The organism is Streptomyces viridifaciens (assembly GCF_001888885.2).
GTDB lineage: Bacteria > Actinomycetota > Actinomycetes > Streptomycetales > Streptomycetaceae > Kitasatospora > Kitasatospora aureofaciens.
In genome coordinates, this window is the sequence record NZ_CP090841.1 from 4,809,936 (window position 1) to 4,833,525 (window position 23,590).

At 75.3% G+C, this 23,590-nt stretch carries 20 protein-coding genes, 3 tRNA genes and 1 pseudogene; 8 read left to right on the top strand and 16 right to left on the bottom strand.

Annotated features, from left to right (window positions below; genetic code table 11):
• Nucleotides 1-46: 46 nt before the first annotated feature.
• Nucleotides 47-1,243, top strand: a complete 1,197-nt coding sequence (locus tag BOQ63_RS28715) for an MFS transporter (protein ID WP_079184105.1) — start codon at nucleotides 47-49, stop codon at nucleotides 1,241-1,243.
• Here the strand turns inward: BOQ63_RS28715 and BOQ63_RS28720 are convergent.
• The 4 genes from BOQ63_RS28720 to BOQ63_RS28735 form a co-directional block, all read right to left on the bottom strand.
• Nucleotides 1,234-1,863 (bottom strand): DJ-1/PfpI family protein, encoded by a 630-nt coding sequence (locus tag BOQ63_RS28720; RefSeq protein WP_030556896.1) that lies wholly within the window; start codon nucleotides 1,861-1,863, stop codon nucleotides 1,234-1,236. The two genes, BOQ63_RS28715 and BOQ63_RS28720, sit on opposite strands and share 10 nt — an antisense overlap.
• Nucleotides 1,863-2,837: a GlxA family transcriptional regulator gene (locus BOQ63_RS28725; RefSeq protein ID WP_072655192.1), complete on the bottom strand. Its 975-nt coding sequence runs from the start codon at nucleotides 2,835-2,837 to the stop codon at nucleotides 1,863-1,865. The genes BOQ63_RS28720 and BOQ63_RS28725 overlap by 1 nt, the downstream gene beginning before the upstream one ends.
• A gap of 193 nt (nucleotides 2,838-3,030) precedes the next feature.
• Nucleotides 3,031-3,104 (bottom strand) — tRNA-Lys (locus BOQ63_RS28730).
• A 70-nt stretch (nucleotides 3,105-3,174) separates the two neighbouring features.
• A complete protein-coding gene (locus tag BOQ63_RS28735) occupies nucleotides 3,175-4,083 on the bottom strand; it encodes an NADP-dependent oxidoreductase (RefSeq protein WP_030290035.1) in 909 nt (302 codons plus the stop codon).
• Between the two features lie 192 nt (nucleotides 4,084-4,275).
• Here BOQ63_RS28735 and BOQ63_RS28740 point away from each other — a divergent pair, with 192 nt between their 5' ends.
• Nucleotides 4,276-5,859 (top strand): Na+/H+ antiporter, encoded by a 1,584-nt coding sequence (locus BOQ63_RS28740; RefSeq protein WP_030290034.1) that lies wholly within the window; start codon nucleotides 4,276-4,278, stop codon nucleotides 5,857-5,859.
• A gap of 177 nt (nucleotides 5,860-6,036) precedes the next feature.
• Complete coding sequence (pgi, locus tag BOQ63_RS28745; RefSeq protein WP_030290033.1) at nucleotides 6,037-7,698, top strand: glucose-6-phosphate isomerase; 1,662 nt, start codon at nucleotides 6,037-6,039, stop codon at nucleotides 7,696-7,698.
• A gap of 116 nt (nucleotides 7,699-7,814) precedes the next feature.
• Here the strand turns inward: pgi and BOQ63_RS28750 are convergent.
• The 3 genes from BOQ63_RS28750 to BOQ63_RS28760 form a co-directional block, all read right to left on the bottom strand.
• Nucleotides 7,815-7,888, bottom strand: a tRNA-Lys gene (locus tag BOQ63_RS28750).
• A gap of 68 nt (nucleotides 7,889-7,956) precedes the next feature.
• Nucleotides 7,957-8,514, bottom strand: coding sequence for a bifunctional DNA primase/polymerase (locus BOQ63_RS28755; protein ID WP_046386769.1), 558 nt, complete (start codon nucleotides 8,512-8,514; stop codon nucleotides 7,957-7,959).
• A gap of 123 nt (nucleotides 8,515-8,637) precedes the next feature.
• The gene (locus BOQ63_RS28760) at nucleotides 8,638-8,994 is read right to left on the bottom strand and encodes a DUF8844 domain-containing protein (RefSeq protein ID WP_030290031.1); all 357 of its coding nucleotides are present in this window, start codon (nucleotides 8,992-8,994) and stop codon (nucleotides 8,638-8,640) included.
• Nucleotides 8,995-9,241: 247 nt separating this feature from the next.
• Here BOQ63_RS28760 and BOQ63_RS28765 point away from each other — a divergent pair, with 247 nt between their 5' ends.
• Nucleotides 9,242-9,562: a hypothetical protein gene (locus BOQ63_RS28765; protein ID WP_030290030.1), complete on the top strand. Its 321-nt coding sequence runs from the start codon at nucleotides 9,242-9,244 to the stop codon at nucleotides 9,560-9,562.
• Between the two features lie 23 nt (nucleotides 9,563-9,585).
• On the opposite strand, the gene BOQ63_RS28770 is transcribed toward BOQ63_RS28765, so the two are convergent.
• The 3 genes from BOQ63_RS28770 to BOQ63_RS28780 form a co-directional block, all read right to left on the bottom strand.
• On the bottom strand, nucleotides 9,586-10,938 hold the full coding sequence (locus tag BOQ63_RS28770) for an AAA family ATPase (protein WP_030290029.1): 1,353 nt from the start codon (nucleotides 10,936-10,938) through the stop codon (nucleotides 9,586-9,588).
• Nucleotides 10,935-12,560, bottom strand: coding sequence for a hypothetical protein (locus BOQ63_RS28775; protein WP_046386770.1), 1,626 nt, complete (start codon nucleotides 12,558-12,560; stop codon nucleotides 10,935-10,937). The genes BOQ63_RS28770 and BOQ63_RS28775 overlap by 4 nt, the downstream gene beginning before the upstream one ends.
• Before the next feature lie 150 nt (nucleotides 12,561-12,710).
• Entirely contained in the window at nucleotides 12,711-13,982 is a 1,272-nt protein-coding gene (locus BOQ63_RS28780) for a hypothetical protein (RefSeq protein WP_150476157.1), read from the bottom strand.
• 208 nt (nucleotides 13,983-14,190) lie between these two features.
• On the opposite strand from BOQ63_RS28780, the gene BOQ63_RS28785 reads away from it, so the two are divergent.
• On the top strand, nucleotides 14,191-14,847 hold the full coding sequence (locus BOQ63_RS28785) for a histidine phosphatase family protein (protein WP_030290026.1): 657 nt from the start codon (nucleotides 14,191-14,193) through the stop codon (nucleotides 14,845-14,847).
• An 18-nt stretch (nucleotides 14,848-14,865) separates the two neighbouring features.
• Here the strand turns inward: BOQ63_RS28785 and BOQ63_RS28790 are convergent, their stop codons facing one another.
• Nucleotides 14,866-16,515, bottom strand: a complete 1,650-nt coding sequence (locus BOQ63_RS28790) for an NsdA family TPR-like regulatory protein (protein ID WP_072655197.1) — start codon at nucleotides 16,513-16,515, stop codon at nucleotides 14,866-14,868.
• A 263-nt stretch (nucleotides 16,516-16,778) separates the two neighbouring features.
• On the opposite strand from BOQ63_RS28790, the gene BOQ63_RS28795 reads away from it, so the two are divergent.
• The 3 genes from BOQ63_RS28795 (at nucleotide 16,779) to BOQ63_RS28805 (ending at nucleotide 18,867) form a co-directional block, all read left to right on the top strand.
• On the top strand, nucleotides 16,779-17,291 hold the full coding sequence (locus tag BOQ63_RS28795; protein WP_050366775.1) for a hypothetical protein: 513 nt from the start codon (nucleotides 16,779-16,781) through the stop codon (nucleotides 17,289-17,291).
• A 105-nt stretch (nucleotides 17,292-17,396) separates the two neighbouring features.
• Entirely contained in the window at nucleotides 17,397-18,302 is a 906-nt protein-coding gene (locus BOQ63_RS28800; protein ID WP_223886061.1) for a spermidine synthase, read from the top strand.
• 103 nt (nucleotides 18,303-18,405) lie between these two features.
• Entirely contained in the window at nucleotides 18,406-18,867 is a 462-nt protein-coding gene (locus BOQ63_RS28805; RefSeq protein ID WP_030556887.1) for a GNAT family N-acetyltransferase, read from the top strand.
• A gap of 82 nt (nucleotides 18,868-18,949) precedes the next feature.
• Here the strand turns inward: BOQ63_RS28805 and BOQ63_RS28810 are convergent, their stop codons facing one another.
• The 5 genes and pseudogenes from BOQ63_RS28810 to BOQ63_RS28830 all read right to left on the bottom strand — a co-directional run.
• Nucleotides 18,950-19,828 (bottom strand): hypothetical protein, encoded by an 879-nt coding sequence (locus tag BOQ63_RS28810; protein WP_150476159.1) that lies wholly within the window; start codon nucleotides 19,826-19,828, stop codon nucleotides 18,950-18,952.
• A gap of 109 nt (nucleotides 19,829-19,937) precedes the next feature.
• A complete protein-coding gene (locus BOQ63_RS28815) occupies nucleotides 19,938-20,384 on the bottom strand; it encodes a DUF4442 domain-containing protein (protein WP_033353998.1) in 447 nt (148 codons plus the stop codon).
• Nucleotides 20,385-20,516: 132 nt separating this feature from the next.
• Nucleotides 20,517-20,592 (bottom strand) — tRNA-His (locus tag BOQ63_RS28820).
• Nucleotides 20,593-20,738: 146 nt separating this feature from the next.
• Nucleotides 20,739-21,341: an oligoribonuclease gene (gene orn, locus BOQ63_RS28825; protein WP_030290017.1), complete on the bottom strand. Its 603-nt coding sequence runs from the start codon at nucleotides 21,339-21,341 to the stop codon at nucleotides 20,739-20,741.
• A gap of 886 nt (nucleotides 21,342-22,227) precedes the next feature.
• Nucleotides 22,228-23,236: pseudogene (locus BOQ63_RS28830) on the bottom strand (helix-turn-helix domain-containing protein); the annotation flags it as partial.
• Between the last annotated feature and the right edge of the window lie 354 nt (nucleotides 23,237-23,590).

Consider the following 23,590-nt stretch of genomic DNA (forward strand, 5'->3'; position numbering starts at 1 on the left):
ACCGTGCTTGAACCTGACACCGGTGTGAGGTCCAAGCATGGTCCCCATGGCGACCACACAGCTCACAACCACGGTATCCCCCAAGGCGCTTCCGCTCCCCGCCCTGCTCGCCCTGGCCACCGCCGTCTTCGTCACGGCGCTCACCGAGACCCTGCCGGCCGGTGTGCTTCCCGGGATGAGCGACGCCCTCGGCGTCGGCGAATCCGCCACCGGGCAGGCCGTCACGGTCTACGCGATCGGCACCGCCGCCACCGCGATCCCGCTCACCGCCGCCACCGCCGGCTGGGGCCGCAAGCGGCTGCTGCTTACCGCGATGGCCGGCTTCGCGCTGGCCAACACCGTCACCGCGGCCTCCACCAGCTACCCGCTCACCCTGGCGGCCCGCTTCCTCGCGGGCGTCGCGGCCGGCCTGGCCTGGGCGCTGCTGGCCGGGTACGCGCGGCGGCTGGTGCCGGTCGACCAGCAGGGGCGGGCCATGGCGGTGGCGATGGCGGGAGTGCCGGTGGCGCTGTCCCTGGGAGTGCCGATCGGCACCTTCCTCGGTCAGGTGCTCGCCTGGTGGGTGCCCTTCCTGGCCATGACGGCACTGGCGCTCGGCGTGATCGGCTGGATCGCGGCCCTGCTTCCCGAGCAGTCCGGCCGGCCCGGGGGCGGGCGCGCCCCGGTGCGCAGTGCGCTCGGCGTCCCCGGGGTGGTGCCGGTGCTCGCCGTGACGGTGCTCTTCGTGCTCGCCCACACCATCCTGTTCACCTACGTCACGCCCTTCCTCGACCGGGCCGGGCTCGGCGGGTCCGCCGACTCCGTCCTGCTGGTCTTCGGACTGGCCTCGCTCGCGGGCGTCTGGCTCGTCGGCGCCCACATCCACCGCAGGCTGCGGCAGTTGACGATCGGCGGCGCGCTGCTGGTCGCGGTGACCGCGACCCTGCTCGGCCTCGGGTCGCACAGCGCGCCGCTGGTGTACCCGGCCGCCCTGCTCTGGGGCCTGGGCTGGGGCGGCGTGCCGACCCTGCTGCAGACCGCCGTCGGCGACGCGGGCGGCGAACGGGCGGACGCCGCCCAGGCGATGCTGGTCACCCTGTGGAACGCCGCGATGGCGGGCGGCGGGCTGGCCGGCGGCTTGGTGCTCGGCCGGCTCGGCACCGGCGCCCTGCCCTGGACGGTGCTCGCCCTGCTGCTGTCCGTCCTCGCGCTAACCCTCGCCGCCCGCCGCCACGGCTTCCCGGCGGTCCGCCGTCAGCCCTGAAGCAGCCGGTGCGCCCCCGCCACGACCTCCGGGGACGCCTTCGCCAGCGAACCGGCCGCGTACGGCGGCTGGGGGTCGTACTCGATGAGCAGCTGGATCGCCTGCGCGGTCTCGTCCCCGGCGATCAGACCGGTCAGCGTCAGCGCGAGGTCGATCCCGGCCGAGACCCCGGCCGCGGTGGCGTACTTGCCGTCGACCACGATCCGCTCGCTGCCGGTCGGCTCGGCGCCGAACCGGGGGAGCTGATCCAGCACGCCCCAGTGGCTGGTGGCCCGGCGGCCCCTGAGCAGCCCGGCCGCGCCCAGCAGCAGCGAGCCGGAGCAGACCGAGGTGGTCCAGGTGGTGGTCGCGTCGATCCGGCGCACCCAGTCGAGCACCGCCTCATCGGTCAGCTGCGCCTCGGTGCCGGGCCCGCCGGGCACCAGCAGCAGGTCGGCCGAGTCCACCTCGTCCAGGGCGGCGTCCGCGGTGATCGCCAGGCTGGTCAGGTCGTTGCGGACCGGCCCGCGCCCGGCGGCGGTGAACACCACCTCGGCGCCGGGGATCCGGGACAGCACCTCGTACGGGCCGACCGCGTCCAGGGTGGTGAAGTCGGGGTAGAGCAGGACGGCGATGCGCATCAGTGACCTCCAGCGGGTGCGGAACGGAAGCGGCGTCGGTACTCGGCGGGCGGGGCGGCCAGGGACCGGACGAAGGCGCGCCGCATCGCCTCCGGGGTGCCGTAGCCGCAGGAGCGGGCGATCTCCTCGATGCCGTCGTCGGTGTCCTCCAGCAGCCGCCGGGCGGCCTCCAGCCGGACCCCGTCCACGTACCGGCCCGGGGGCACCCCCACCTCGGCGGCGAAGGCCCGGGCGAAGTGCCGCGGCGAGAGCGCCGACCGGTGGGCCAGCGCCTCGACCGACAGGTCGGCCTCCGGGTGCTCGGCGATCCACCGCTGGACCTCGCGCAGCGGCTGCCGGGCCGCCACCTGGGCGGCCAGCTGGGTGCTGAACTGGGCCTGGTTGCCCGGCCGCCGCAGGAAGACCACCAGGTGACGGGCGATCAGCAGGGCGGTGTCCCGCCCGAAGTCCTCCTCGACCAGGGCCAGCGCCAGGTCGATCCCGGCGGTGACCCCGGCCGAGGTGGCGACGTGCCCGTCCCGGACGTGGATCGGATCCGGGTCGACGGTCACGTCCGGGAACCGCCGGGCCAGCTCCTCGCAGTACGCCCAGTGGGTGGTCGCCCGGCGACCGGACAGCAGTCCGGCTTCGGCGAGCAGGAAGGCCCCGGTGCACACCGACACCACCCGCTCGGCCCGGCGGGCCAGCTCCCGGATCCGTTCGACCAGGACGCCCTCCGGGTCCTCGAAGGGCTCCCCGCCGGGAACCAGCAAGGTGTGCACCGGCCCGATCTCGGCCAGGTCCGCGTCCGGCAGCAGGCGCAGCCCGCTGCCGCTGCGCACCGGCCGACCGCCGGGAGAGGCCGTGGTCACCCGGTACGCCGCCCCCGGCTGCCGGGTGGCCGCGCCCGCCCCCGCGAACACCTCCACCGGGCCGGTGACGTCCAGGCTCTGCACGCCGTCGTAGAGGACGACGACCACGCTGCGCGCTCTCATGCGGCCAGCCTGTCAGCGGCCCCGGACGGCAGCAATGACCTGTTTCCCACCTTTTCTGCCACCGACCGGGCACGGGGGCGCGGGTGGCGCCGGGGCGCGGGGGCGGCACCGGAGAGACGGGGCACCGGCGAGCGCGGGGACGCGGAAACGCCGGAAGGCCCTCCACTCTCGCGAAGGGCCTTCCGGCTGTCTGTGCGCCGCCAGGGACTCGAACCCCGGACCCGCTGATTAAGAGTCAGCTGCTCTAACCAACTGAGCTAGCGGCGCCTGCTGACGTGGAGAACATTACCTGGTCAGCGGCCGAAACACACAATCGGCCCGGACGGCCCCGGGGGCATCAGGCGGTGAGCACCACCTTGCCCCTGACGTGGCCGGTCGCGACCAGCCGGTGCGCCTCCTCGGCCTTCTCCAGCGGCAGCGTCTCGGCGATCTCCAGCCTGAGCCCGCCCGCCTCCCACAGCCGCACCAGCTCGGCCAGCCGCTCGGCCGTGCGCGGCCCCCGCAGTCCCCGGACGCCCAGCCGTTCGGCCTCCGGGTAGTCGACCACGGTGCCGATCCGGTCCCGGTCGGCGACCAGTTCGACGGAGGCCGCCAGGGCGCCCCGCCCCGCGGCGTCGAAGGCCGCGTCCACTCCCTGCGGCGCGACCGCCCGGACCCGCTCGACCAGGCCCTCGCCGTACGTGACCGGGACGGCGCCCAGCTCCCGCAGGTAGTCGTGGTTGCGCTCGCTCGCGGTGCCGATCACGGTGGCGCCCCAGGCCCGGGCGAGCTGGACGGCGACGGTGCCGACCCCGCCCGCGGCGCCGTGCACCAGCACGGTGTCGCCGGGGCCGACCCCGAGCAGGGTGAGCGCCAGGTGGGCGGTCTGGCCGGAAGCGGAGAGCGCGCCGGCCTGCTCCCAGGGCATCCCGGCGGGCTTGGCCACCAGCTGGGCGGCGTCCACCGCGACCAGCTCGGCCTGGCAGCCCAGCAGCCGGAAGCCCAGCACCTGGTCGCCGACCCGCCGACCGTCGACGCCGGGCCCCAGCCGGTCCACCACTCCGGCGAACTCGTTGCCGAGGACGAACGGCGGCTCGGCCGTCATCCCCGGCGGACGGAAGCCCTCCCGGATCGCGAGGTCCACCGGCTGCACCCCGGCGGCGTACACCCGCACCCGGACCTCCCCCGCGCCGGGCTCGGGGTCGGGCACCTCGGTGACCCGCAGGGCCTCCGGACCGCCGGGCCCCGGTACGGTGACCGCCTTCATGGGTGCTCCTCTCGTCGCTCCGCCGCTCAACGCCCCCGATCCTCGAACTTGAAGTGCGCTTGAGGTCAAGCGCCCGTTCGGTGTGTCCTCACCTATGGGCGCATTGTCAGATTTATCCTGGGCGGCGCTCAGCCGTCCGCCGTCGATCCGCCGCCGATCCGCCGTCGATCCGCCGTCGAGAGGAACTTCCCCGTGGGCCAGCTGCCCCTGTTCTTCCTGGTGCTGCTCGCCTCCGTGGTGACGATGCCACTCGCCCGCAGGACGGGCGTGCCGCAACCGGTCCTGATGACCCTGCTCGGCATCGTCATGGCGCTCGTCCCGCAGATCCCCAACGTCGAGATCCAGCCCGCGCTGATCCTCCCGCTGGTCCTGCCGCCGTTGATCTTCGCCGTCGCCCGGCGCTCCTCGGTCCGCTATTTCAAGGCCAACGCCCGCTCGATCCTGCTGCTGGCCGTCGCCCTGGTGGTGGTCACCACGATCGCCGTGGCCGGCACCGTGCACTGGCTGCTGCCCGCGCTGCCGCTGGCCGCCGCGATCGCGCTCGGCGCGCTGGTCTCCCCGCCCGACCCGGTGGCCGCCGTCGCGGTGGCCGGCAGCATCGGGCTGCCCCGGCGCCTGGTGGCCATCCTGGAGAGCGAGGGCCTGTTCAACGACGTCACGGCGATCGTCATCTACTCCCTGTCCATCGAGGCGATGGTCAGCGGCGACTTCTCGGTCGGCGACGCCGCGCTGCGCTTCGTGCTGTCCGCGGTGCTCGCCGTCGTCGTCGGCGTCGGGCTCGGCTGGGTGAACGCCAGGCTCGCCGAACGCCTGGACGACCCGACCCAGCAGGTCGCGCTCAACCTGCTGGTGCCCTTCGCCGCCTACACCCTCGCCGAGGAGATCCACGGCTCCGGCGTGCTCGCCGTGGTGATCTGCGCGCTCTACCTCGCCGAGCGGGCCGCCGACGCCGACGCCGTCTCCTACCGGTTGGTCGGCAACGCCTTCTGGGAGGTGGTCGAGATCCTGATCACCGGGGTCGCCTTCGGCCTGATCGGCCTGGAGCTGGCCACCGTGCTCGCGGAGGCCGGCCGCGGCTGGACCGGCTTCCTCGGCGACGCCGCCGTGGTCATCGCGGTCGTGGTGCTGGTCCGGCTGCTCTGGCTGCTGCCCGCCGGCTGGCTGTCGAAGAAGGTGCGCAAGGGCGACGACGAGGACACCCCGTTCAGCTGGAAGGAGAGCGTGGTCCTCTGGTGGTCCGGCATGCGCGGCGTGGCCACCGTCGCCCTGGCCCTCGCCATCCCGCTCACCCTGCACTCCGGCGCGGACTTCCCGGAGCGCGGCCGGCTGGTCTTCATCGCCTTCAGCGTGGTGCTGTTCACCCTGCTGGTCCAGGGCCTGACCCTGCCCTGGCTGGCCAAGCGCCTCAAGCTGGACATCGACCAGGACCGCCACGAGCAGGCCGTGCGCGAACTCTGGTGGCGGGCCGCCAAGGCCGGGCTCAAGCGGCTCGGCGAACTGGAGGAGCAGGACCGGCTGCCCGCCGAGCTCGCCGACCGCCTGCGGGACCGTCAGCACGACCGGCTGGCCCGGCTCTGCCCGGAGAAGTACGCCGAGGAGGAGGCCGCCGAGGCCAGGCAGCGCCTCGCCCAGTGGCGGGCCGCGGCGGAGGTCGAGCAGGAGATGATCGCCGCCTCCCGGCGCGAGATGCTCGCCGCACGCAGCGAGCTCGGCGCCGACCCCGAACTGGTCGACCAGGTGCTGCGCGGACTGGACCTGCGCTCGGAACGGAAGTGACGGGCAGTCCGCGCGCGCCGGTCGGAATGTGCGCGACGCCCTCCGGGGTTGCATAGGCTGAACCCGGGCAGGCCGTCAACGGAGTCGGCGCACCACCAGTACCGCCACGACCTCGCGAACACACCCTCACGCCTGGCCCTGCCGGTTTCTGCACCCAGATGAATCGAGGACCCACCGATGTCGGAGACCCGCGCCGACGCCCGCACCCCGCTCGACCGCACCCCGCAGTGGGCCGCCCTGGCCAAGCACCGGTCCGAGCTGGGCGAGACCCACCTGCGCGAGCTGTTCGCCGCCGACCCCGAGCGCGGCCGCACCCACACCCTCCAGGTCGGCGACCTGCACGTGGACTACGCCAAGCACCTGGTCACCGACGAGACGCTGGAGCTGCTGCGCGACCTCGCCGCCGCCACCGGCGTCGCCGAGCTGCGGGACGCCATGTTCCGCGGCGAGAAGATCAACATCACCGAGGGGCGCGCCGTCCTGCACACCGCGCTGCGGGCCCCGCGCGACGCCGTGATCGAGGTCGACGGCGTCAACGTCGTCCCGGAGGTGCACGCCGTCCTGGACAAGATGGCGGCCTTCGCCGACCGGGTCCGCAGCGGCGAGTGGAAGGGCCACACCGGCAAGCCGATCCGCACCGTGGTCAACATCGGCATCGGCGGCTCGGACCTCGGCCCGGCGATGGCCTACGAGGTGCTCCGCCCGTACACCAAGCGCGACCTGGACGTCCGCTTCGTGTCCAACGTGGACGGCGCCGACCTGCACGAGGCGGTCCGCGACCTCGACCCGGCCGAGACCCTGTTCATCGTCGCCTCGAAGACCTTCACCACCATCGAGACCATCACCAACGCGGTCTCCGCGCGGTCCTGGCTGCTCGACGGCCTGGGCGCCGGCACCGAGGCGGTGGCCAAGCACTTCGTCGCGCTGTCCACCAACGCCCAGGGCGTGCAGGACTTCGGCATCGACACCGCCAACATGTTCGAGTTCTGGGACTGGGTCGGCGGCCGCTACTCCTACGACTCGGCGATCGGCCTCTCACTGATGATCGCCATCGGCCCGGACGCCTTCCGCGAGATGCTGGACGGCTTCCACCTGGTCGACGAGCACTTCCGCACCGCCCCGCCGGAGCAGAACGTCCCGCTGCTGCTCGGCCTGCTGGGCGTCTGGTACGGCGCGTTCTTCGACGCCCAGGCGCACGCGGTGCTGCCCTACTCGCACTACCTGTCCAAGTTCACGGCCTACCTCCAGCAGCTGGACATGGAGTCCAACGGCAAGTCGGTGACCCGCGACGGCACCCCGGTCGGCTGGCAGACCGGCCCGGTGGTCTGGGGCACCCCCGGCACCAACGGCCAGCACGCCTACTACCAGCTGCTGCACCAGGGCACGAAGGTCATCCCGGCCGACTTCATCGGCTTCGCCAAGCCGGTCGCCGACCTGCTCCCCGGCCTGGTCGCCCAGCACGACCTGCTGCTGGCCAACTTCTTCGCCCAGACCCAGGCGCTGGCCTTCGGCAAGACCCCGGAGGAGGTCGCCGCCGAGGGCGTGCCGGCCGAGCTCGTCCCGCACAAGACCTTCAAGGGCAACCACCCGACCACCACCATCCTGGCCGCCGAGCTGACCCCCTCGGTGCTGGGCCAGCTGGTCGCGCTGTACGAGCACAAGGTGTTCGTCCAGGGCGCGGTCTGGAACATCGACTCCTTCGACCAATGGGGCGTCGAGCTGGGCAAGGTGCTCGCCAAGCGGATCGAGCCGGTGCTGCTCACCGGCGAGGGCGGCGAGCAGCTGGACAGCTCCACCGCCGAGCTGGTCGCCCGCTACCGCTCGCTGCGCGGCCGCTGAACCCCGGCCGGGCCGTCCGCTCCGGCGGGCGGTCCGGCTCGTCCGCCCCAGTTCGGTGCCCGGGCGGAAAACGCCGGAAGGCCCTTCGCGAGAGCGAAGGGCCTTCCGGCTGTCTGTGCGCCGCCAGGGACTCGAACCCCGGACCCGCTGATTAAGAGTCAGCTGCTCTAACCAACTGAGCTAGCGGCGCCTGCTGACAGAGAAGACTCTAGCAGCGGCCCGCGTCCGAGCCAAAATCGAATACCGGTCGCCTTCCGTTCACCCGCCCGTCACGACGACCGGCTCGGCCGGAACGCCCACGCCGGGCTCGCGCGCCGCCCGTACGCAGGCCCAGAGCACCACCGAGGCCCCGGGCAGCCAGGGCTCCCGCTCGTCGGGGGCGACGATCCAGCGGCCCGAGCCCTGGCCGGGGGAGTCCGGGCCGTGCACCATCCGCTGCAGCGGCGGCACCGTCACCGCGTCGCCCCGGCCGTGGCAGAGCAGCGGCGGCACGTCCCGGGCCCACTCCTCCCAGGCCAGCAGTCGGCGCAGCCGGGGCGCCGCGCCGGGCTGGACGAACAGCAGGGTGCGCCCCCGGTAGCCCGCGACCGGGCCGCAGCCGGGGCCGGAGGCCCACAGCTCGTCCAGCACCCGGCGGCCGAACAGCGACGGCATGCTGATCACGTCGAAGGCCCGCCCGCAGGGCAGTACCGAGGGCGCCCACGGACGGGCCTCCCAGAGGGCGCGCATGCCGCGCGGGAACTCGCTCGCGGAGGCGAGCCAGGCCTCCCCGGCCGCGGAGACGTACTCCACCGACTGTTGCGTCCAGATGTCCACGCCCAGCAGCCTGCGCCGTGCGCGGTCCCGATGGGGCGGAAAGCGCGGTTCACCGGACAGGTCGGCGGGCGATCGCGTACCCTCCGCCGCTGGCATATGCCAGGGACCGGTCCTCGCGGCGGGTCAGTCCTCGTGCCGGCGCGGCTGGAGCAGGCCGCGGCCGTACTCGATCATCTTGGCGGCGTAGTCCGGGGTCCAGTCCGCCCGCTCGGCGATCTCGGTGTTCGAGAGCGCGTCGAACCGGCGCGGGTCCGCGAGCTGTGCGGCGGCGACGGCCTGGAAGTCGGTGGCCCGCTCGGCGGCGGCCCGGAAGGCCAGGGCCAGTTCGGTGGAGCGGCGCAGCAGCTCCGCGGGGTCGTCGATCGACTCCAGGTCGAAGAATCGTTCCGGCTCCGGTTCGGCGGACTGCGGCTCGAACAGGAGCTGCGCGGGGCGCTGGCGCCTGGGGGGCTCGGGCGTCTCGGCGGGGGAGTCGGGCATGGACGGACACCTCCGGGGTCTCGGGTGAGGGAAGGCGGGCGGGCTGCTCCGGGCCGCACCGCCCGGTTGTGGCCGTCGTCCATTGTCTCGCGGCGGCGGCCGGTAGCGGAACGGTGCGCGTGCGGGCGCTATTCCCGGGCGCGCGCCCGAGGAGTGCTCCGGGCGCCGCGCTTCCAGATCGCATGCGAACCGGTTGTGCTCTGTGCAAGTCGTCCACCGAAAGCCCTCACCGCACCGGGAGCACCCCATGCGCGCACCGTTCACCGGCCTCCTGCTGGCCGCCGCCGTCCTGACCGCGGCCGCGGCCACCGTGGCCGCCGCACCCGCCGTGCCCGCCTTCGCCGCCGAGACCGCCAAGGTCGTCACCGGGGCGCCGAGCGGCCCGGGCGGCGCCTCGACCGCGACCTGCCCGGCCGGCACCCACCTGACCGGCGGCGGCTACCGGCTCCAGCCCGACGCGGCCGGACCGGTGCGCGCCAACGGGCCGACCGCCGACGCGACCGGCTGGAGCGCCCAGGCCGAGCGCGGGTCCGTGGTCGCCTTCGCGGTGTGCGAGACCGAGGACTGACCACCGGGCCGGGTCCACCGGCACTACCGCAGGTGGACCCGGTGGCCGCTCAGGTGCTCGAGGACCTGGTGATTGGCCTCCCAGCCGTCCGGGAAGGCCACCGGGACGCCCAACTGCACCGGCTCGGTGGAGGGGTGTTCGTCCAGCAGCTCGGCGATCCCGGCCCGGGCGACCACGATGCAGGCGTGCCGGTGCCGGGAGGCGAGCACGCAGAGCCGGCCGGTCTCCAGGTGGAAGGCCGTCGCGTCGGGGCGTCCGGAGAGCGGGTGCAGCACCACGGTGACGTCGTACTCCCGGCCCTGCAGCCGGTTGGCGGTGTCCACCGTGACGGCCGGCCCGGTCGTGCCGTCCACCGGCACCCCCACCTTGAGCAGGGCCGCCCGGACGGCCGCCGCCTGGTCCCGGTGCGCGGTGCCGACGGCGATCCGGTCCGCGGTGAGCGGGGCCTCGCCCTGCTCGGACCGGGCGGTCAGCCCGCGCTCCAGCAGCCGCCGTACGGTGGCCGCGACGGCCGCCACCGCCTGCGGGTCGGTCCGTACGGTGTGCCGGGCGGGCAGCTCCAGCAGCGCCCAGCCGTGCTCGGCCGCCCGGTCGATCACCGCGTCCAGCGCCGAGCCGTCCGGGCGGACGGCCGGGGTCAGCCGGCGGTCCTCCGGGCCGGTGCCGGAGCGGAACGGCGTGTACGGGTAGAACGCCCGCGAGATCAGCGGCGCCGCGCTGGCCGGCAGCCGCCAGGAGACCGGCAGCCGGTGCGGCTCGATCTGCGGGTTGTGCGCCAGCATGGTGACCACGGCGCTGCTGGACGGGTCGTAGGACAGGCCCGCCCACTGCTCGGTGCCGACCACGGTGAACGGGTCCAGCTGGCCCGGGTCGCCGACGAACAGTGCCCGCTCGAACAGCCGGGCCACCGCGAGCAGCGCGTCCGAGCGCATCTGGTACGCCTCGTCGACGATCGCGTGCCGCCACGGCGCCTCGGCCCGCACCCACTGCCACTTGGCGGAGGTCGAGATCACCACGTCCTGCTCGACCAGGTCGGCGACCTTGTCGGAGGGCGTGACGTTGGCGTGCCGGAGCACCTCCGGCCCGGGCCGGGAGTCCGCCGCGTGCAGTCGGCCGATCGTCAACTCCGGTGCCTTCTCGGCCAGCCGGCCCACCAGGTCGTCCACCTGGCCGTTGGTCTGGGCGACGATCATCAGCCGTTCACCGGCCGCCACCAGCTCGCGGGCGGCCCGCACCACTAGGGTCGACTTCCCGGCTCCGGGCGGGGAGTCCACCACCACACCGCGCGGCGCACCGGCCGACGGGTGGACGGTGGCCGCCAGGATGCGGGCCACGGCGGCGTCGGCCGCCGCACCCGGGGGCTGCTCGCTCATCATTCCCAATCCTCGGAGGCAGCGACGGTGGCCGACGGGCCGGTGGCGGACGGGCCGGCGACGGGCGCGGTGCCGGGCGGGCCGCCGTGGGTCCACGGGGTGTCGTCCGGCTCCGGAAGCGGCGCCGACTGGCGGACCGTCAACTCGAACAGGGTGAAGGTGACCGGCTCGCCGGGCTCCGGCAGGCTGCCCGGCTCGGGCTCCTTCTTGCGGCCCATGCCGGACAGCACCCGCAGGGTGACGGTGCCCTCGGCCGGGTCGACCGCCACGATCCGCGCCTTCTGCGCGGACGGGCCGTGCACCCGGTGCGCCTCCCGGCCGAGGTCGGCGTGCGGGCGGTCGGCGGTGCGCAGGGTGACCAGCGGGCGCGGCTTGGGGGAGCGGCCGGTGGTGTCGTACTCCAGCACCACCTCGGTCACCACCCCGCTGAACGCCTCACCGGACAACCGGTGCTCGGCCATCGCCAGCGGATCGTCCAGCGCCTCCTGGACGTCCAGCCGGGCCTGCTCGCGCTCGCGCTGGGCGAGCTTGCGGGCCGCGGTGACGGCGTCGTCCTGCCGGGGTTGCGGCGGCTCGCCGGCCGCGAGGCGGTCCCGGTGGCCGGTGTAGGACCAGCGGTCGCCGGTCCAGCGCTCCTCCAGGTGCCCGGCCGGGGGCAGGGTGCGCAGCAGGTCCAGGCCCTGCCAGACGTCCCGCCAGGTGGGCAGCAGGACGGCCCGCAACGCCCGCTCCAGGTGTTCGACGGCCGAGCGGACGGCCGCCCGGGCGTGCTCGGCAGCGGCCTCGTCGCCCTGCTCGGTGCTGTGCTGCAGGGCGTTGACGGCCGCGTCGTAACGGGCGATCGCCGGGGCGAGCACCCCCGCGTCGAAGGCCGGGTCGGTGGCCGGACCGGCCGGCGGGTGCACCAGCTGCCCGTGCTCGTCGCGCTCGGACTCGGCCAGCTCGGCGGCCTGCGCGCCGGTCAGCCCCGGCGGAGGGAAATGCCAGGCCAGCCGGGCCGCCAGGTGCTGGTCCTCCAGATGGCTCTGGCCGGTGGCCCAGTGCCGGGCGAGCAGGCCGGTCATCGGCAGCAGCAGGCTGGAGCCGGGCACCTGGGCCCGGTCGGTGAGGTGGGTCAGCCAGCGGCCGAGCAGCGGCACCCGTAGCGGCGCCGGGTGGGGGCCCGGCTCGGCGTCCTCGGCGGTGCGGCGGAAACGGGTCGACCGGCCGATCAGGGCGAGGTGGTGCACGCCCGCAGCGTTGGGCACGATCAGCTGCGGCGCGTCGGTGCACAGCTCGCGGAACACCTGGGTCTTCTCGCCGGTCTCCGGGTCCTTCTCGGAGCCCTCGATCTGCTCGACGTCCTCGCCGAAGGACTCCAGGTAGGGCAGCAGGTCGGCGGCCAGCGCGGCCAGGAAGTCGAACCGCAGGGTGCGGTTGAGCGGCTGCGGCACCAGGTGCAGCCGGGGCGCGTCCCGGTCGGTGCCCAGCATCACGGCCAGCGGCGCGCCGGACTCACCGGCGGCGGTCAGCGGGACGAGCACCATCGGGCGCTCGGAGAGGTGCCGGTGCCGGACGGTGGCCAGCGGCTCGGCCCGCCCGCTGCGGACGGCCTCCAGCCGGGCGAGGGTGGTCAGGAGACTCACGCGCCCTCCTCGCTTCGCTCGGCAGGGGCATTCGCCCACCCGCACCTCTTGATGATTCGCTCGCTGCGCTCGCTCATGCGCCCTCCTCGCTTCGCTCGGCAGGGGCATTCGCCCACCCGCACCTCTTGATGATTCGCTCGCTGCGCTCGCTCATGCGCCCGCCGGGTTTCGTTCCGTACCCAGGCGGTCCGCACCCGGGTGCCCCGTACCCAGTGCTTCCGCGCGCAGGGCGGCGGCGTAGGCCAGGCGTTCGGCCGCCTCGTGCGCGCCGTCCGTGTCGTCGGCGTCCAGGGCGGCCGTGTCCGGGGTGCCCGCCCCGGATGCGGCGGCCAGCGCCTCGGCGACCGTACGGATGCTGCCCAGCTCGCCGCGCACGCCCCGGCCGAGCTGCTCGACCCGGTCGTCGCAGCGGGCCCGGGCACGGCAGTGGAAGCCGAGTTCGCAGGTGGAGAGGCAGTCCGGGCTGTAGGCGGCGGGCACCGCCTCGACCGCGGCGGTCAGCTGCTCGGTGCTCCGGGCCGGGGCGCCGTCCTCGTCGGTGGCGAGGTCGAAGTCGGTGCCCGGCGGCAGTGCCGCCAGCAGCCGGCCGATGCCGGTCATCCGGCTCAGCTGGCGGCGGGTGGTGGCCAGCTCGCGGCGGACGTCGACGGCGACCGCGGTCGGCCGGTTGCCGAAGTCCTTCGGGCAGACCAGCAGCACGCTGGTGCGGGGGCTGCCCGGCAGCCGCTGCTCGGTGTACGGGTCGTCGGCGAGCGGCAGCCCGGCGGCCGCGGCGGCGGCGTGCTGGAGCGCCAGCACGTACACCGCGGCCTGCCGGGCGGCGGCGCCGACCTTGGCCGGGTCCGCGCCGCCGTCCAGGACCGGGAAGGACTTGATCTCGACCACCGTGCACCGGCCGCCGTGCACCACCAGGGCGTCCGGCTCCAGGTAGGCGGTGCTGCCGGCCACGGCGAGCCGCAGCATCGGGTGGTCCAGCAGCGTCCAGGCGTCCGGATCTGCGGCGGCCCGGGCCAGCGCCTCGGCCGTCCGGTCGGCGCGGACGGCCGGGCCGGAGCGGTGCAGCAGGTCGGGGACCAGCAGCGGGGCGCGGTCGTCCGCGGGGATGCCGAGGTGGGCGCGGAGCGGCTCCAGCAGGGCGGCGTAACCGTCCGCCTTCAGCCGGGACTCGAAGACCAGGCCGCGGGCGATCGCGAACGGGGACTGTCCGAAGGGGGCGGGCCGGCCGAGCCGGGCGGCCAGCACGGACTTGTCCACCCCGGCCGCGTCCAGCACGGCGCGGCGCCGGCAGCCCGGGTTGGCGGCCAGGGCGGCGAGGGAGCGGGCGTTCAGACTGCGCTGCGGGGCCGGTCCGCGCAGCTCGGCGAGCCGCTGGGCGAGCGGCTCAGCGTGCCCGCCGAGCGGGACGTTCGTCGAGACGTTCATGGTGCGGCCCAGTGTCGCATCCGGGTCCGACAACGTGGTGCGGACCGGCCCCGGGTGCCGGACGGAACCGGCCCCTTCCGGCCGGATGTGCCGGTTCCGTCCGGTCCCAGGGGCCCGCGTCGTGTCCCCCGCCGGGGTGGGGGATCATGGAAGCCCGGTGCTCAAGGGTGAGACCGACCGTTGAACGCCCTGCTGCGAGGAGCTCTCCATGCCCGCCCGAATCGTGCTGGTCCGCCACGGCGAGACCGAGTGGTCGGCCACCGGCCAACACACCGGCCGCACCGACATCCCGCTGACCGAGGAGGGCCGGGCGATGGCCCGGGCGCTCGGCGCCCGACTGGCCAAGGCCCCGTGGGACGGACTGCCGGACGCGCTCGTCTACACCAGCCCGCTCGGCCGCGCCAAGGAGACCTGCGAACTGGCCGGCTTCGGCGACCGCGCCGTCGAGCGCCCCGAGCTCATGGAGTGGGACTACGGCAGGTACGAGGGCCGCACCGGCGCCGACATCCGGGCCACCGACCACCCCGGCTGGCTGATCTGGCGCGACGGAGTGCCCGGCGGTGAGAAGCTCTCGGACGTGGCCGCCCGGGTCGACGGCCTGCTCGCCGACCTCAACGAGGAGCACGGCGTCCCGGAGACGGACACCACCGTCATGCACTGCGCCGACCGGGACATCGTGCTGTTCGCGCACGGCCACCTGCTGCGCATCCTGGCCGCCCGCTGGCTGGGCCTGCCGCCCGAGTTCGCCCAGCGGTTCAAGCTCGGTACGGCGGCGCTGTGCGTGCTGTCCTGGGAGTACGGCGCCCCGGCGGTGGAGATCTGGAACGACCTGTCCCACCTGGACGGGCTCAAGTCCGGTCACTGACACGGACCGTGACGCGGCTCAGGCCGCTGCGGCCCGCTCGTAGCCGATCAGGAACCGGCGGACCTCGGGCACCGCGACGTGCGGGCGCAACCGCCCCGCGGTGTCCGCCAGCATGCTGCGGATCCGGGCCGAGCGCACCTCGCCGAACAGGGCCACGGCGGCCGAGCCGTGGTGCGCCGCGCCCGCCAGGTCCCCCCGGCCGAGCCGGTCGTGGGCCAGTTCGGCGGTGTACAGCACCCGGTTGCGGACGAAGTGCGGCTCCTGCAGCGCTATGGCCAGCGCGGCCTGGTCGCTGGCGCGGTCCCAGTCCTCCAGCGCGGACCAGCACTGCGACTGCAGGCCGGCGATCTCGGCCTCGCCGAAGAAGGACATCCACTCCGGGTCGGTCTCGGACGGTCCCCGGTCGAACAGCGAGTACGCCCGGCCGATCGCGCGTTCGCAGGCGGAACGGTCCCGCAGCACGGCCCAGGCGCCGGCCTCGCGCATGGCCAGCAGGGCGAGCAGCCGGGCGGAGTCCAGCTCCCGGGCGGCGCACTGCCCGGCCTGCGCCGCGCGCAGCGCCTCGCGGGGGCGCCCGGCGTCCCGGGCCAGGAAGGCGCTGTTGCAGAAGACGTGCGCCTCCAGTGCCGGGTCCCCGGCCATCCGGGCGGTGGCGAGCGCCTCCGCGTAGAACGAGCGGGCGTCCCCGAGCCGGTTCGAGTCGTGTGCCAACCATCCCACCGAGATGGCCAGTTCACCGGCCCCCGACTGGAGCCGACGCTCGGTCTCGGCGCTGTACTCGCCCTCGTTGAGCAGCAGGTAGGCGTTGCGCAGGGACTGCCCGGCGAGTTCGTACAGGGCGTCGGCGCCGTGCGCGTCGTCGGCCAGTCTGATGTCCCGGACGGCCTGTTCGACGCCGAACACCTCGGCGGCGCCGACCTTGCGCGGCGGCGGCACCGGCCCCGGCCGGCCGGGCACCACCGGCTCGGTGCCGAGCAGCGAGGGTGCGGTGCCGAGCAGCGAGGGCGCGGCGAACTCCGCACCGGGGAGGGCGGAGCGGCCTACGGCCGGTCCGAAGCCGGCACCGGCGACCTGGGCGGCGGAAGCCGGCCGGTCGATGCCGATCACGGTGGCCAGCGCGGTCGAGCCGCCGGCCAGGAACGTACGGCGACGCACGTCGTCGTTCTCCTCGTCGAGATAGGGCGATCCATCGGGCCCCCGGGGCGCCGCGCCGGCCCTCGGCCGCGGGGGCCCGTCCGGAGCGGTTGGATCCGCGTACGGCGAGGCAGCGTACGGGAGTTGGGTGGAGAGAGGTGAGCGCGGGGCGGGCAGGGGCGGGAACGGCGGGTGGAGCGGGGGAGCGGGTGGGGCCACCCCGGCCGCGGTCTCCCCGGTGCCGTCCGCCGAACGGCGGCGGACGGCGGTGCGAGGGGCGAAGCCCAGGTCGGTGAGCGTGCGGCCCGGCCACATGTGCCGGAAGACCCGCTCGTAGGCGTAGTTGGGGCAGCGGATCTCGCCGGACTCGACCCGGCCGACGTAGCGGGCGTCGCAGGACACGTGCTCGCCGATCTCGCGGGCGGCCCGGCGGACGGCCATGGCGAACTCGCCGGGTGAGCGGTCGCCACGCAGTGCGCGCATCACGGTGTTGGGGGACGGTCGGTTCGGCTCGGCCGGTGGGGTGGCTGCCATGGCGCCGAGAGTACTCGGAGTCACCGGCCGGACACATGGGGTTGGCGGGACATCAGCGGACAATCCCGGGCGAAGCGGTCGTTGTTGCCGGGTATCCGCCATGAAATGCCATGCCTTGCTGTAAGGCGCCCCGTGGCCTTCGGTGTTCCTGCCGCGTTGTCCTGGTACGTGGAAGCCCAGGCCGTCCCCGGCCCGTCCCCGCCCCGCGGCCCCCACCCGCGGCGGCAGTGCTTCCGACCCGACGAGGTACAGGAGGGCCCGCGATGGCCACCGGACTGCCGCAGCACCGACCCGTCGCCGGGAGCGTGCTCGCCGCCGCCTCCCCGGCCCTGCTGCCGGATCCGGCCGACGAGGGGGTCCCCGGCCGGGGCCCGGTCGAGGGCGGCCGCGGCTCCTGCGGCGGTCCGCGCCGGGAGTACGCCGTCCCGGCCGAGGACACCCTCGTCACCGACCGCGACACCGTGACGGTCGCCCTGCGGCACGGCCTGGAGGCCGTCGACATCCTGCGGCTGCGCCGCGCCTGCGGGGCCGTCCTGCAGAGCCGCAACGGCAGCACCGTCGCCTTCCTCGTCCCGGCCGGCACCTGGGAGACCTGGCACCTGCCCGGCACCTCCTGTACGGCCGGCGCCCTGGTGCCCGCCGCCACCGACCCGCGCTGGGTCATCCCGCCGTCCGGCGCCGGTCGCGCCGCCCGCCCCACCGACGCCTGGGTGCTCCGCTCCGCCCTCTGCGAGGCCGCCTGCACGCTCACCGCCGGCGGCCTCGGCCCGTTCTAGCGGGCGTGCCGCGCGGACCCGGCCGGGCCCCCTGCCTCCGGCCGGATCCCCGCAGCACGCCCCTGACCTGGGGGTGCGGCCCCGTCGGCGGCGATAATGGCCGACATGGGACGAAGCAACAGGGCCGCGCGCAGCCCTGAACCGGCGCTCACCACCGGGCCGGACGGCCGCGGCCACGCCCAGGGCCCGCTCACCCGCCCGGTCGGCTCCGGCCTGGCCGAACTGCGCCCCGACCGCGACCGCCCGCACGCCTGGTCGCTACTGATCGACGGTGCCCCGCAGTCCCTGGTCGACCTCGCCGACCCCACCCACCTGGGTTTCGAGTACCAGCGCCGGCTCGGCCACCTGATCGACCTGGTCGCCCCGCCCGGGCGCCCGCTGACCGTCCTGCACCTGGGCGGCGGCGCCCTCACCCTGGCCCGCTACGTGGCCGCCACCCGGCCGCGCTCGCGCCAGCAGGTCGCCGAGATCGACACCGCACTCACCGAACTGGTCCGCACCGAACTCCCGTTGGAGCGCGGCTGGCAGATCAAGGTGCGCGGCGCGGACGCCCGCAGCGTGCTGGAACGCACTCCCGAGGGCAGCGTCGACCTGGTCATCACCGACGTCTTCTCCGGCGCCCGCACCCCGGCCCACTGCACCACGGTCGAGTTCACCACCCTCGCGGCCCGCGCCCTCGCGCCCGGCGGCTGGTACACCGCCAACATCGCCGACGGCGGCGCCCTGCCCTTCGCCCGCTCCCAGGTCGCCACCCTCGGCGCGGTCTTCCCCGAACTGTGCCTGACCGCGGACCCCGCCGTGCTGCGCGGCAAGCGCTTCGGCAACCTCGTCCTGGCCGCCGCCCACACCCCGCTCCCGATCGCCGACCTCACCCGCCGGGTCGCCTCCGACTCCTCCCACGGCCGGGTCGAACACGGCCGCGCCCTCACCGACTTCACCGCCGGCGCCACCCCGGCCACCGACGCCACGGCCGCCCCCTCGCCGTCGCCGCCGCCGGGCGTCTTCCGCTGACGGCGGTAGGCTCCTTCCGCACGCGCCGTAAAACCGTTTGCGGACGACCGAGTTGCGGCGCACAGTGGCCGCGGGAGTCCGGCTGTCGACGTGAGGGGACGGCATGCACATCCGACCCGCCTGCCCGGACGAAGCCGGCCTGCTCACCGGCATCGCCCTGCGGGCCAAGGCGTACTGGGGCTACGACGAGGCCTTCATGGCCGCGTGCCGCGAGGAGCTGACTCTGGACGCCGCCGCCGTGGAACGGGCGTCGACGGTGGTGGCCGAGGACGGCGGCCGGGTGCTGGGCTTCGCCGTGCTGACCGGTGCCGCACCGTCCGGTGAGCTGGCCATGCTCTTCGTCGAGCCCGACCGGATCGGCGGCGGCATCGGCCGGGCGCTGTTCGAGCACGTTCGGGAGCAGGCCCGGGCCGCCGGCCTGCGCCGCCTCACCATCGATTCCGACCCGAACGCCGAGCCCTTCTACCTGGCGATGGGCGCGACCCGCATCGGCAGCACCCCCTCCGGCTCGATACCCGGGCGGGAACTCCCGCTGCTGGAAGTGGAACTGGCCCCCGGAGCCTGAGTCCGGCCCTCGAGCTGCCCCGCGTGGCAACGATCCCCCGCCCCCGCATCCGCGCTCGCACCCGCATCCGCACCCGCGCTGCTCAGTGCCCGCGCGGCAGCCCCCGGTGCTTGCACATCGCCGCGCCGGTGAGCAGCAGCCCGGCGGCGATGGGGGCGAGCACCGCGGTCGCGGTGGCCGCGCCGGCCGCCCCGGCCGCCCCGGACGCCGTGTCGGCGAGGGCGAGCGCCTCGGGCGTCCCCGCGCCCGCCGGTGCGGCAGCCGGTGCGCCCGGGGCCACGGCCTCCTGCGCGTTCCCCGCGGTGCCGGCGGGTTCCGCGGAGGCGGGCCCCTCGTCGGCCGCCGCGTCCCGGACCGCGGTGGTCCCGGCCGTCTCGGACGGGGCCGGGCGGCCCTGGTCGGCCGAGCCGGAGCGGGGCCGGGAGGTGGCGGGCAGCGTGCCGGGTTCGCCCTCGCGGGAGGCGCGGGTCCCGGTAGAACGGCCCTCGGCGGGGGCGGTGCCGAGCAGGCCGGAGGCGAGGGCGAAGGCGTCGGGGACGGCCGCCCCCTGGCCGGGCAGCGGGAGACCACCGGCCCGGATGCGCTCCTGGAGGACGTCACCGACCGCGGCGGCGGCCCCGTCGGCCGGCCCGCCGTCGGCCCGTTCCCCGACGAGTCCGGGGGAGCGGCCGTCTCCGGCGGCGCCCCGCCGCCCCGGTTCGACGGGGCGGACGGCTGACGGGCCGTCGAGCGCGGGTGCGTCGTGCAGGGTGCGGGAGACGGCGGGCCCGGGCTGCCTGGACGGCGGCTCGGCAGGCGCGGCGTACGCGCTGGGGGCGCCGGCGGCCCAGAGTTGTGCGAGCAGGGCTCCGCAGGCGGCGACGGAGCGGGGGCGGCGCAGCCATCGGGCGACGGTCCGTCGGGCTCCGGCGACGCCGCGGGGGGCCGGTTCCTGGGGCTCGGTCGCGTGATTGGCTCGCACGTGAGTTGAGAACGAGCGGGCTGACGTCGAGGTCACGCCCGCCGTCACGGACAGTCATCGCGCGGTTGGCCCCGGAAGGGCGCTCCCGGGGCCACCGACCGCGTGGCGGTCAGGAGTTGGGACGCAGGGTCCAGGTGACCGTCATCACACCGGTGACGGCGCCGTCGGCGCGGGTGATCTCCACGGTGACCGGGAACTCGGGGCGGCCACCGGCGTCCAGCTCGGCGACGACCTCGGTGGCCGGGCGGCCGAGCACGGCGGTGGCGGTGACCTCGCCCATGGCCAGCTTCTTGTAGGCGATCTCGGCGTTCACGGCGAGCGGCACGGCCCGGGACAGCTGGTCCCCGAAGGCGGCGAGCACGATGCAGCCGCTGGCGGACTCGGCGAGGGTGAACATCGCGCCGGCGTGCGGGCCGCCGACGTGGTTGTGGTACGCGGGCTGGTCGGGCAGCCGGAGCACGGCGCGCTCCGGGGTGGTCTCCAGGTACTCCAGCTTGAGAGTGTGCGCCATCGGCACGGTGGCGTCGAGCATCTGGCCGATCGAAGGAGTGGTCATGGCGACGATGTTACTAGCCGGTAGCTTGTTGCGGCAGGGGCCGACCGGAAAACCCGGGCCGCCGCCCACAACTGAGGCAACGCGAAAACGCCCGAGGGGCCGATCTCTTGAAGAGATCGGCCCCTCGGGCTCTGGGGTGAGTGACGGGACTCGAACCCGCGGCCACCTGGACCACAACCAGGTGCTCTACCAACTGAGCTACACCCACCATCTGTCCGGTCCGTTCCCGCTCTCGCGTTCCCGTTCCGACAGGAAGAACTCTACAGGATCCGAGAGGGTGCTCGCGCCAGGGTTTCGTTCCGGCGAACGGTGGCACCCCCTCCGACCCCGCGAGGGCCCCGCGGCCGACCTGGATCAGTCGGCCGCGGCCCGGTACTTCTCGGCGATGGCACGCGCGGTGTCGGCGTCCGGCCCGGGCTGCGGGACGAACACCGCCTCGCGGTAGTACCGCAGTTCGTCGATGCTCTCGCGGATGTCCGCGAGCGCCCGGTGGTTCCCGCCCTTCGGCGGGCTGTTGTAGTACGCCTTCGGGTACCAGCGGCGGGCCAGCTCCTTGATCGAGGAGACGTCCACGATCCGGTAGTGCAGGTGCCTCTCCAGGGTCGGCATGTCCCGGGCCAGGAAGCCGCGGTCGGTGGCCACCGAGTTGCCGCACAGCGGCGTCTTCCCGGCCTCCGGCACGTGCTCGCGCACGTACGCGAGGACCCGCTCCTCCGCCTCGGCCAGGGTCACGCCCTGCTCCAGCTCCTCCAGCAGGCCGGAGGTGGTGTGCATCACGCGCACCACCTCCGGCATGTTCGCCAGAGCCTCCACGGGCGGGCGGATGATGACGTCCACGCCCTCGCCGAGGATGTTCAGCTCGGAGTCCGTCACCAGCACCGCGACCTCGACCAGGGCGTCCCGGTCGAGGTCGAGGCCGGTCATTTCACAGTCGATCCATACCAAACGGTCATTCACGCACCTCACCCTACGGCGCGATCACGCGCTGCGGGGACCGGTGGAGCCGAGCGGGGTGCCGGAGCGCAGGCCTCGGCCTGGTGCTCCTCCGCCCCGTCGTGCGTGCCGTGGCCGTCCGGATGCTCGCCCTCCCGGCCGGTGCGGACCGCGTGGCCGTCCCGCCCGGAACGGGCCTCGCGCGCAGCCCGTCCGCCGTCCGCGGCGGTGGCCCGTGCGCCCGGGGCCCGGACCTGTGGCGCCCGCGACTGCCGGCCCCGCGGCTCGCCCGCCCCGGCCGCCGGCTGCCCGGCGGCGCCGGACGGCACCCCCCGGCCGGTCGGCGCACCGTGTGCGCGCCCGGCCGTACCCGGGTCGTCACCGGGGCGCTCGACCGTGCTGCGGTGCCCCTGGCCCTGGCCGCGCGCCCCCGGCTGGGGGTGACCGTCCTCGGCCGCCGCGTGCTCGGCGGTGCGCGGCGGACGCCCCGCACCCGAACCGGCCTGCGGCGGGACCAGCGGCGACCTCACCGGCCCGCGCGCCGCACCCTGCTGCCCGGGGTGCGGTTGCTGGGAGGCCTGCTGGTGCGGGTACGGCTGGCCCGCGCGGGCGTGGAGGCCCTGGCCGGCCGGCGTCCCGGCCTGCCCCGGACCGTACGGACCGGCCTGTCCGTGCGGCACCGGCTGCCCGTGTCCGACGTGCTGGCCGTGGCCCGGCTGGCCGCCCGGCGCCTGCGACCCCGGACCGGCCGGGAACGGGTGCGCCTGCTGTCCGCCGTGACCCGCACCGCCGTGACCCGCACCGCCGTACGGCCCGCCGCCCGCGGTGGAGGCGGCCGCGGCGACCGCCGGGTGCGGCAGGGCTCCGGGCAGCCGGAGGTCGCCGTGAGCCCCGGCCGGGGTCGGCGACTGCTGCCCGGGGCGGCGTGCCCGGTAGCTGGTCCGGTACGCGGCCGGGGAGACCCCGAGCTGGCGGCGGAAGTGCCCGCGCAGCGCGACCGGCGAACGGAACCCGCACCGGCGCGCCACGTCGTCCACCGACAGCTCGGAGGTCTCCAGCAGCCGCTGCGCCTGGAGCACCCGCTGGGTGATCAGCCACTGCAGCGGGGCACTGCCGGTGAGCGTGCGGAAGCGGCGGTCGAAGGTGCGCCGGCTCATGTAGGCGCGCGCCGCCAGCACCTCGACGTCGAACTGCTGGTTGAGGTTCTCCAGCGCCCAGGTGACCACCTCGGCCAGAGGGTCGTTGCCGATCTCCTCCGGTAAAGACTGATCGATGTACTGGGCCTGTCCGCCGCCGCTGCGGCGGCTGGGCACCACCAGGCGGCGGGCCAGCGCGTTGGCGGCCTCGGCGCCGTGGTCGCTGCGCACCACGTGCAGGCACAGGTCGATCCCGGCGGCGGTACCGGCCGAGGTCAGCACGTCGCCGTCGTCCACGAAGAGCTCGCGCGGGTCGACGTGCACCCGCGGGTAGCGCTTGGCCAGGGTCGGCGCGTACATCCAGTGGGTGGTCGCCGGGCGGCCGTCCAGCAGACCGGCCGCGGCGAGCACGAAGGCGCCGGTGCACAGTCCGATGATCCGCGCGCCCTCGTGGTGGGCCTTGCGCAGGGCGGTGATCGCCTCGACCGGCGGCGGCTGGGAGATCGAGCGCCAGGCCGGTACGACGATCGTCCCGGCGCGGGCGAGGGCCTCCAGACCGTAGGGCGCGGAGAGGGTCAGGCCGCCGGTGGTGGCCAGCGGGCCCTCCTCACCGGCGCAGACCAGCAGCCGGTAGCGGGGGACCCCGGCGTCCTGGCGGTCCACGCCGAAGACCGACAGGGGGATGGAGCTCTCGAAGATCGGTGCGCCGCCGAAGATCAGTACCGCGACCGTCTCGCGGCGGCGGCGGCCGGACAGCTTGCGCGGGGCACCGGCCGTCGCCAGGGCGGACGGGGAGCCGCTGCCGCTCGGTCCGCCGTGGCCCAGCGGGCCGTGGCCGGGAGCGGCGCCCAGGGCGAGGCCGCCGAGCGGGCCGGCGCCGGCGCCGTTCAGCCCCGGGGCCGCGCCGGCGGCGGAGTAGGCGGGGTGGCCGGGGTAGGCGGGGTGTCCCGAGTGGGCTGCGGGGCTCCCATGTGCCTGCTGTGCTGGGTGACCCGCGTGTGCCGCGTGTCCCACGTGTCCCACGTGGCCGGGGAAGTCGCCGCCGTAGGGCTGGACCGTGCTGCCGTAGGCCTGGGCGGGGCTGACGGGGCCTCGGCTGACGGACGGTCCGGAGTGGTTGGGCTGTCCGCCCTGGGC

Coding starts and splice junctions, on each gene's coding strand:
- BOQ63_RS28735 (WP_030290035.1), bottom strand. CDS start 4,083: ATGAAGGCGGTCACCGTACCGGGGCCCGGCGGTCCGGAGGCCCTGCGG.
- BOQ63_RS28720 (WP_030556896.1), bottom strand. CDS start 1,863: ATGCGCATCGCCGTCCTGCTCTACCCCGACTTCACCACCCTGGACGCG.
- BOQ63_RS28800 (WP_223886061.1), top strand. CDS start 17,397: ATGGGACGAAGCAACAGGGCCGCGCGCAGCCCTGAACCGGCGCTCACC.
- BOQ63_RS28770 (WP_030290029.1), bottom strand. CDS start 10,938: ATGATGAGCGAGCAGCCCCCGGGTGCGGCGGCCGACGCCGCCGTGGCC.
- BOQ63_RS28785 (WP_030290026.1), top strand. CDS start 14,191: ATGCCCGCCCGAATCGTGCTGGTCCGCCACGGCGAGACCGAGTGGTCG.
- BOQ63_RS28805 (WP_030556887.1), top strand. CDS start 18,406: ATGCACATCCGACCCGCCTGCCCGGACGAAGCCGGCCTGCTCACCGGC.
- pgi (WP_030290033.1), top strand. CDS start 6,037: ATGTCGGAGACCCGCGCCGACGCCCGCACCCCGCTCGACCGCACCCCG.
- BOQ63_RS28765 (WP_030290030.1), top strand. CDS start 9,242: ATGCGCGCACCGTTCACCGGCCTCCTGCTGGCCGCCGCCGTCCTGACC.
- BOQ63_RS28795 (WP_050366775.1), top strand. CDS start 16,779: ATGGCCACCGGACTGCCGCAGCACCGACCCGTCGCCGGGAGCGTGCTC.
- BOQ63_RS28760 (WP_030290031.1), bottom strand. CDS start 8,994: ATGCCCGACTCCCCCGCCGAGACGCCCGAGCCCCCCAGGCGCCAGCGC.
- BOQ63_RS28790 (WP_072655197.1), bottom strand. CDS start 16,515: ATGGCAGCCACCCCACCGGCCGAGCCGAACCGACCGTCCCCCAACACC.
- BOQ63_RS28725 (WP_072655192.1), bottom strand. CDS start 2,837: ATGAGAGCGCGCAGCGTGGTCGTCGTCCTCTACGACGGCGTGCAGAGC.
- BOQ63_RS28780 (WP_150476157.1), bottom strand. CDS start 13,982: ATGAACGTCTCGACGAACGTCCCGCTCGGCGGGCACGCTGAGCCGCTC.
- BOQ63_RS28815 (WP_033353998.1), bottom strand. CDS start 20,384: ATGACCACTCCTTCGATCGGCCAGATGCTCGACGCCACCGTGCCGATG.
- BOQ63_RS28715 (WP_079184105.1), top strand. CDS start 47: ATGGCGACCACACAGCTCACAACCACGGTATCCCCCAAGGCGCTTCCG.